Origin of the sequence: Tissierella carlieri (assembly GCF_018917285.1) — a bacterium.
GTDB classification, from domain to species: Bacteria; Bacillota; Clostridia; order Tissierellales; family Tissierellaceae; genus Tissierella; species Tissierella carlieri.
In genome coordinates this window covers 39,949-46,828 of record NZ_JAHLOH010000051.1, presented here as the reverse complement: position 1 = coordinate 46,828, position 6,880 = coordinate 39,949, and the positions used below count along the sequence as shown (strand labels likewise).

The window sequence follows — 6,880 nt, the reverse complement described above, 5'->3', positions numbered from 1 at the left end:
ATAAAGCCATTTTGATTTATACAGATAGCTTTTTTAGATAAACACATGGCAGCTAATCCATAATCCTGGGTGATAACTATATCACCTTTTTCTATTCTATTTATTATATAAAAATCAGCACTATCACGTGAAATATCTACAGAAACAACAGTTGCGTAAAGGTCGGCAATTTCATGGGCATAGTTTTTTACAACTATTATTTCTAATTTATACTCTTTAGCAACTCCTACCGCTATATCAACTACGGGACATCCATCTGCATCAACATATATTTTCATATTCTCACCTCAATTCATTATATCATGAAAGAAATAAATATATACTAAGAATCTATATCAGGATTATAGAACTATAATAATATATTATCTGACAGAGTAATGTTTGGATATGTTAAAATAATTCTTAGGTATATGGAATATTCATTAGAATTAAATTGTTATATTAGCGATGGAAATATAGAAAAAATATATTGCTTATAGATATGGTGGTGAAAAAATGTCAAGATTAACAGACGAAATATTAATAGATAGAGTAGAACTTTATGACACATATGAAAAAGGAAAACAATATTATGAGTCTGGGAAAGTAAGAGAAGTAAAGACAACTCCAAACCATAATTATTATGTTGCCAGTGTAGTTGGAAGTTCTGTGTATAAATCGATTGTTGAGTTTAATAGCTATGATAATATTGTTGCTACATCTTGTACATGTGGAGCCTATAAAAAATATCATGGAGATTGTAAACATATAGTTGCTTTGTTGATGTTAATTATGGACTACGAGAAAACAAGTCTTACAAGATGTAAGAAATCTGAAGGAGATATAAAAAACATACTTCATTATTATAGCCAAGAATCAAGTGATATAAAAACTCCTGTAAACCTAGAAATAAATTTTAAACTTACAGATGAAGGAGCTTTTCTTGATTTTAGAATTGGAGTAGATAAACTATATGTGGTTAGAGGGGCAGAGAAGTTTATATCAGATTTACAAGAAAATAGGGAAATAGAATTTGGCAAGAAATTTAGATTTAGTCCAGAGATTCATTGTTTTAACTCTAATGATAAGAAATTGATAGATTTTATTAGCTTATTATATGAAAATTATGAAATAAATTTTTATAATTCTTATGGTAATAAATATAGTAGTACATTTAAAGGAAATTCTATATACTTAGGTCCAGAATCTCTTAAGAGGTTTTTTGAATTAATGAAAGATAGAAAATTTAATGCAAATATATATCATAGTTATGTTGAAGACATAATAGTAACTGATGAAGATATGGAATTAAACCTGAAAATAGAGGAGAGTAAAGAAGACCTTCTGTTAAGAGTTGTTGATGGATCACAGTTAATATCCTTGACACCAAATGGAGAATACTTTTTTTATAAGGATAAGATTTATCAATTATCTCAGGAGAAAATAAATAATATAATGCCAATATATAATGAAATAATAAAAAAAGAAACAACGGCAATAAGGATAGAAAAAGATTTAAAAGAGACCTTTATTTCAGAAGTACTTCCTGTTATTAGAAGGCATTCAAAATTAATTATAGATAAAAATGTAGAAGAGTCGATCTATAGTGAGCCATTACATTCTATAATGTATTTTGATAAACAAGATGAGTTAATTCTTGGAAAGGTAATATTTAATTATGGAAATATAAGTATAAATCCTTTTTCTTCACAAAAGACAAATGATTTAAATACAGAAAAAATATTATTAAGGGATATAGAAACTGAGAGGACTATAATGATGCTCCTAGAACAAGGAGATTTTAAGGTGGAAGATGGAGGATTCTATCTAGAGGAAGAAGAGCAAATTTATGATTTTATAACTGATATTATACCTGAATTACAGAAACATTGTGAAGTATATTATTCTGAGAGCTTTAAGAAAGTGGGCCTTATAAGCCCTAAGAGCTTTAAAGGTGGACTCAAGCTTGATGACAAATCAGATATTTTGGAATTTAATTTTGATATAGAAGGTGTAGATGATTTTGAATTTGAAAATATCTTAGGAAGCTTAAGAGAAAAGAAGAAATATTACAAATTGAAAAATGGTTCTTTTTTGTCTCTTGATAATAAGGCCTTTGACCATATAGTAGATATGTTGAATTATTTAGATATTGAAGGAAAAGATTTTCATGATGGAAATGTTAAAATTCCTAAATTTAGGACATTGTATCTTGACAAGTTTATAAGAGATAGAGGAATTGAGTATATCAAGAAAAATGTAAATTTCAAGAGATTAGTACAAGATATAAATGATCCAGATGATATAGAATATGAATTACCTAAAGGATTGATAGCTGATTTGAGGGATTATCAAAAATTTGGTTTCAGATGGCTTAAAACATTATCGAATTATGGATTTGGTGGAGTTCTAGCTGATGAAATGGGTTTAGGAAAGACGATTCAAATGATAAGCTTCTTACTATCTGAAAAAGAGGAAAAAGGTTCCGAAGCAAGTATAGTCATAGTGCCTACATCTCTTGTATATAATTGGGAAGAAGAAGTAAAGAGATTTTCTCCAAGTCTAAAAACCTTAGTAGTAGTTGGAAATAAGGATGAGAGAAATAAACTTATTGGTACTATAAAAGACTATGATTTAATAATCACTTCATATCCGTTAATTAGAAGAGATATAGGAGAGTATAGAGATATATTTTTTAGATACTGTATATTAGATGAAGCACAGTATATTAAAAATCAAGAATCCCTTAGTGCAAAATCTGTAAAAAATATTAAGGCAAAGAATTATTTTGCTTTGACTGGAACACCTATGGAAAATTCATTATCTGAACTTTGGTCAATATTTGATTTCTTAATGCCAGGGTATCTTTTGACAAGTAAGAAATTTATTAAGAAGTATGAATGGCCAATAGTTAAAAAAGAAGATAACGAAAAATTAAAAGAATTAAGTAATCAGATTAAGCCCTTTATATTAAGGCGATCTAAGAAAGAAGTATTAAAGGAATTACCAGATAAGATAGAACAAAAGATAGTAGTAGATATGTTAAAAGATCAGAAAAAATTGTATAAGGCATATTTACAGGCTATAAAAGGTGAAATAGATGATGAGATAAATGCAAAGGGATATAGTAGGTCACATATAAAAATTCTTGCTGGGCTAACAAGATTGAGACAAATATGCTGCCATCCTGGAATATTTGTAGAAGGCTATAATGGTGGAAGCGGTAAACTAGATTCCTTAGAGGAAATAGTAGCTGAAGCTGTTGCTTCTGGACATAGAATATTGATATTCTCACAGTTTACAACTATGCTAGAAAAAATAAAAAAACTTTTAGAATATAATAAGATAAAGACTTTATACCTTGATGGAGGAACCCCTATTATGGAAAGGAGCAATCTGGTAATGGACTTCAACAAAGGAATAGGAGATGTATTTTTAATATCTCTTAAAGCAGGAGGTACTGGATTAAATTTACCTTCTGCAGATATGGTAATCCATTTCGATCCATGGTGGAATCCAGCAGTAGAAGATCAAGCTACAGATAGGGCCCACAGGATAGGACAGGAAAAAACTGTTCAAGTTATAAAACTAGTTGCAAAGGGAACCATAGAGGAAAAAATATTTAAACTGCAAGAAAAGAAAAAAGAAATGATTGATAAAGTGATTACTGATGGAGAAACATTAATATCAAAATTATCAGAAGAAGAAATAATGTCATTATTTGATATGGAGTGAGGAAAATAAATAATATAGTAATAAAATCCGCCTATATCTAGAAATTAACTATAATATTTATCAATTATACAATAAATAACCTATATACTATAATTTATTTAACTAAATTATAGTAGGAGGTCATTTCATGAATCAAAGAAACAGGACTTATGCATTGATTTTTTCAGCTTTGGCTATTGCAGTAAATATTGTACTTGGAACAGTAGTTGACATGTTAAGCATACCCCTATTATTTCTAGATACTGTAGGGACTATATTTACTGCTGCTGTATTTGGACCTTGGTATGGAGCTTTAGCAGGAGGATTAACAAATTTGCTTCAAGGAGTTATTACAAATCCGAAGGTCATACCCTTTGCATTAGTTAATATCGCAATAGGAATTACAGTTGGTTTTATAGCTAAAAAGTGGAAGTTTAATTTTGTAACAGCAGCTATAACTGGAATAATACTTGCAGTGGTGGCACCTTTAATTGGTACACCTATAGCTACTTATGTATATGGAGGCATTACAGGAGACTTTAATGACGTATTATTTACTTGGCTAGCTCAGTCAGGGCAAAAGATTTTTACTGCAGCCTTTATTCCTAGGATTACAAGTAATTTTGTCGATAAAATAGCGAGTTGTTTAATAGTCTCTCTATTAATTCAAAGGCTTCCAAAGAGATATATTGAAGGAGCGAAATAAATGAAATTCATCAGCTCCCCTGTCAAGAGTATAGACATTTAGGATTGAAGCGAAAGCCTATGGATAAACTTGAGTATGATACTGCGGAGTTTAGAACTCTCTGCAAAAACATATCTCAAGATGCTATAAATATTATGAAAGAATACTTAGATAATGAATATGAGATTGTTGGACTTTTGGGCATCAACGAAAGTCCAAGCTGTAGCATAAGAGGTGTAAAGGGAATATTTATGGAAGAGTTAATAACTTTAGCTACAAAAGAACAAATAATATTGAACACTATAGATGTGCCAGGAGAATATTTTGATGGGGGAGATAATGAAGAGTTCATTAAAGAGCTAAGAGAATTTATAAAAAACTAGGTGATATCACCTAGTTTTTTAATTGACTAATATGCAGTCCAACCAGCATCGGCTACAATGGTTGCACCATTGACTAGGCTGGATTCATCTGAAGCTAAGAATAATGCTATATTTGCAATCTCTTCTGGGGAACCAGATCTTATATTATTTCCAGTACCAGACATTATTCGTTCAACTCCAAAAGCATTAGGTTTCTGATTTGAAGTTATTTCTGTATCTACTCCACCGGGACATATAACATTACATCTAATTCCTTTATTGGCATATATGAATCCAATGTTTTTAGTTAGACCTACTAAACCAAATTTAGATGCAGTGTATGCAGCACCACCCCTAGCACCATTTAGCCCACCAATCGATGCAACATTTATTATATTGCCCTTTCCAGATTCAACCATAAAAGGTAAAACCTTTCTAGTTAATTTCATAGGTGCTGTAAGGTTTATATTCAATATATTTTCCCACAGTTCGTCAGACAAATCATGGGCAGGTGTGAAATTATCAAGGTTTCCTGCATTATTGATTAAAATATCAATTTTACCTAAATTCTTTACTGTATAGTCCACTAATTTGTCTATATCTTCTTGTTTAGATACATCTCCTTCAAAGGGGATAATAATCCCTTTATACTCTATAGAAGAATTTACAAGTTCTTCTAACTTATTCATTCTTCTAGCCACAGCAACCACCCTCGCACCTTCCTTGGCAAAGAGTAAAGCCATCTCCTTACCTATACCAGAACTAGCTCCTGTAACTAGAACAATTTTTTCATCTAATTTCATTTTTCACCTCCAAAAGTATTCTATATTTATTTTCTACTATTTAATATAAGAAAGTCAAGAAAAATTTAACCTATATATTATAGGGTATTTTTAATAAATAAAGAAATATTAAATTTAGTGTAACTTTTTGTTTACTCAGACGAATAATATATGAAAGACAATGGAGGCCTCCAATGATAGATGATAAAATTCTTTACAAAAAATTTCTTAAAGGCGATATAACTGCCTTCGAAGACATTGTATTTACTCACAAGGACAACTTAATATACTTTATTTCTCGATATACTGGAGATATTTTTATTGCTGAAGATATTGCTCAGGATGTATTTGCCTATGTCTATGTTTACAAGGAAAAATATAATTTTGACTATTCCTTTAAAACTTATATATATACATTAGGACGAAATAAGGCCATAGATTATGTAAGAAAGCAATCAAAGTTAAAGGTAATTCCCTTTGAAAGAGATAATGAGATATTATTAGATGAAGATAGTCTAGAAGAAAAAGTAATAAAAGATGAAGAAAAAAAACTCCTTCTTGATAGTTTAAAAAAGTTAAAACCTGATTATGAAAAAGCTATTTATTTAGCTAACTTTGAAGAATTATCTTATGAAGAGATATCAAAAATTCTAGGAAAAACCTTAGGACAGACAAGAGTATTGATTCATAGAGCTAGGAAAGCTCTTAGAGATGTATTGGAGAAAGGAGCTGGAGATGATGAAAGATAATAGGGAATTCCTAGAAGGGGTATATAAGAAGGCGGAAATGTTGGAAAGAGAAAGAGTTGAAAAAAGTAGAATATATAAAAGATATGTAAAGATTTCATCTATGGCAGCGGCTATAGTTATAATAGTTCCTTTACTATTATTTAAGGGACAAAATTCAGTTCCAAAAGGCTATACCGAAATTCCGCAAATAGCTAGGATGTTTACCATAGATGATCCTATGATTAGCTTCCATGAAGCAGATTATATAGTTGTAGGAGAAACTAAGAAAATTGATAAAAGTCAATATGTAAAAGAAAATAATTATATATATACAGATATTACTATAGGCATTGAGAAGGTCTTTTTAGGAGATATTCATAAGGATGAAATTATTCTTAGGGTAAGGGGAGGAAAGGTAGAAAAGGAAAAGGTTTTCTCCCAAATGGAAGGTGAATTTAAGAAAGGAAGTAAATCTTTATTATTTCTTCAGAAAGAGGAAGGAGTATATTATTTAGTAAATGATGGTGAAGGTCAATTTTTAGAGGTAGAAAAGGATGTTTTTATAGATAAGCAGGGAAATAAATATAATATAGATGATATAAAAGATAATATAGATAGGAGATAAGTAAA

The 6,880-nt window shown here is 29.9% G+C and carries 7 protein-coding genes; 5 read left to right on the top strand and 2 right to left on the bottom strand.

Annotation, left to right across the window (positions count from 1 at the left end):
- Positions 1 to 278: DUF188 domain-containing protein (locus KQI38_RS18840; protein ID WP_216562209.1), on the bottom strand; the 278-nt coding region annotated here is incomplete at its 3' end.
- A gap of 217 nt (positions 279 to 495) precedes the next feature.
- Here KQI38_RS18840 and KQI38_RS18835 point away from each other — a divergent pair.
- The 3 genes from KQI38_RS18835 (at position 496) to KQI38_RS18825 (ending at position 4,761) form a co-directional block, all read left to right on the top strand.
- Positions 496 to 3,714: an SNF2 helicase associated domain-containing protein gene (locus KQI38_RS18835; RefSeq protein WP_216562206.1), complete on the top strand. Its 3,219-nt coding sequence runs from the start codon at positions 496 to 498 to the stop codon at positions 3,712 to 3,714.
- A gap of 127 nt (positions 3,715 to 3,841) precedes the next feature.
- Positions 3,842 to 4,399 carry a CD3073 family putative ECF transporter S component gene (locus KQI38_RS18830; RefSeq protein ID WP_216562204.1) on the top strand — a complete coding sequence of 186 codons (558 nt, stop codon included), beginning with the start codon at positions 3,842 to 3,844 and terminating at the stop codon, positions 4,397 to 4,399.
- A 59-nt stretch (positions 4,400 to 4,458) separates the two neighbouring features.
- Entirely contained in the window at positions 4,459 to 4,761 is a 303-nt protein-coding gene (locus tag KQI38_RS18825; protein ID WP_216562201.1) for a hypothetical protein, read from the top strand.
- A 26-nt stretch (positions 4,762 to 4,787) separates the two neighbouring features.
- Here KQI38_RS18825 and KQI38_RS18820 read toward each other — a convergent pair whose 3' ends face one another.
- A complete protein-coding gene (locus KQI38_RS18820; protein WP_216562198.1) occupies positions 4,788 to 5,543 on the bottom strand; it encodes an SDR family NAD(P)-dependent oxidoreductase in 756 nt (251 codons plus the stop codon).
- Positions 5,544 to 5,716: 173 nt separating this feature from the next.
- Between KQI38_RS18820 and KQI38_RS18815 the strand changes: the two genes are divergently transcribed.
- Positions 5,717 to 6,271: an RNA polymerase sigma factor gene (locus KQI38_RS18815; protein ID WP_216562195.1), complete on the top strand. Its 555-nt coding sequence runs from the start codon at positions 5,717 to 5,719 to the stop codon at positions 6,269 to 6,271.
- Positions 6,261 to 6,875 carry a hypothetical protein gene (locus KQI38_RS18810; RefSeq protein WP_216562191.1) on the top strand — a complete coding sequence of 205 codons (615 nt, stop codon included), beginning with the start codon at positions 6,261 to 6,263 and terminating at the stop codon, positions 6,873 to 6,875. The genes KQI38_RS18815 and KQI38_RS18810 overlap by 11 nt, the downstream gene beginning before the upstream one ends.
- Positions 6,876 to 6,880: the final 5 nt, after the last annotated feature.

Bases quoted from the DNA above. Each gene is read 5' to 3' on its own strand.
- KQI38_RS18810 (WP_216562191.1), top strand. From the start codon at position 6,261: ATGAAAGATAATAGGGAATTCCTAGAAGGGGTATATAAGAAGGCGGAA.
- KQI38_RS18825 (WP_216562201.1), top strand. From the start codon at position 4,459: ATGGATAAACTTGAGTATGATACTGCGGAGTTTAGAACTCTCTGCAAA.
- KQI38_RS18835 (WP_216562206.1), top strand. From the start codon at position 496: ATGTCAAGATTAACAGACGAAATATTAATAGATAGAGTAGAACTTTAT.
- KQI38_RS18815 (WP_216562195.1), top strand. From the start codon at position 5,717: ATGATAGATGATAAAATTCTTTACAAAAAATTTCTTAAAGGCGATATA.
- KQI38_RS18820 (WP_216562198.1), bottom strand. From the start codon at position 5,543: ATGAAATTAGATGAAAAAATTGTTCTAGTTACAGGAGCTAGTTCTGGT.
- KQI38_RS18830 (WP_216562204.1), top strand. From the start codon at position 3,842: ATGAATCAAAGAAACAGGACTTATGCATTGATTTTTTCAGCTTTGGCT.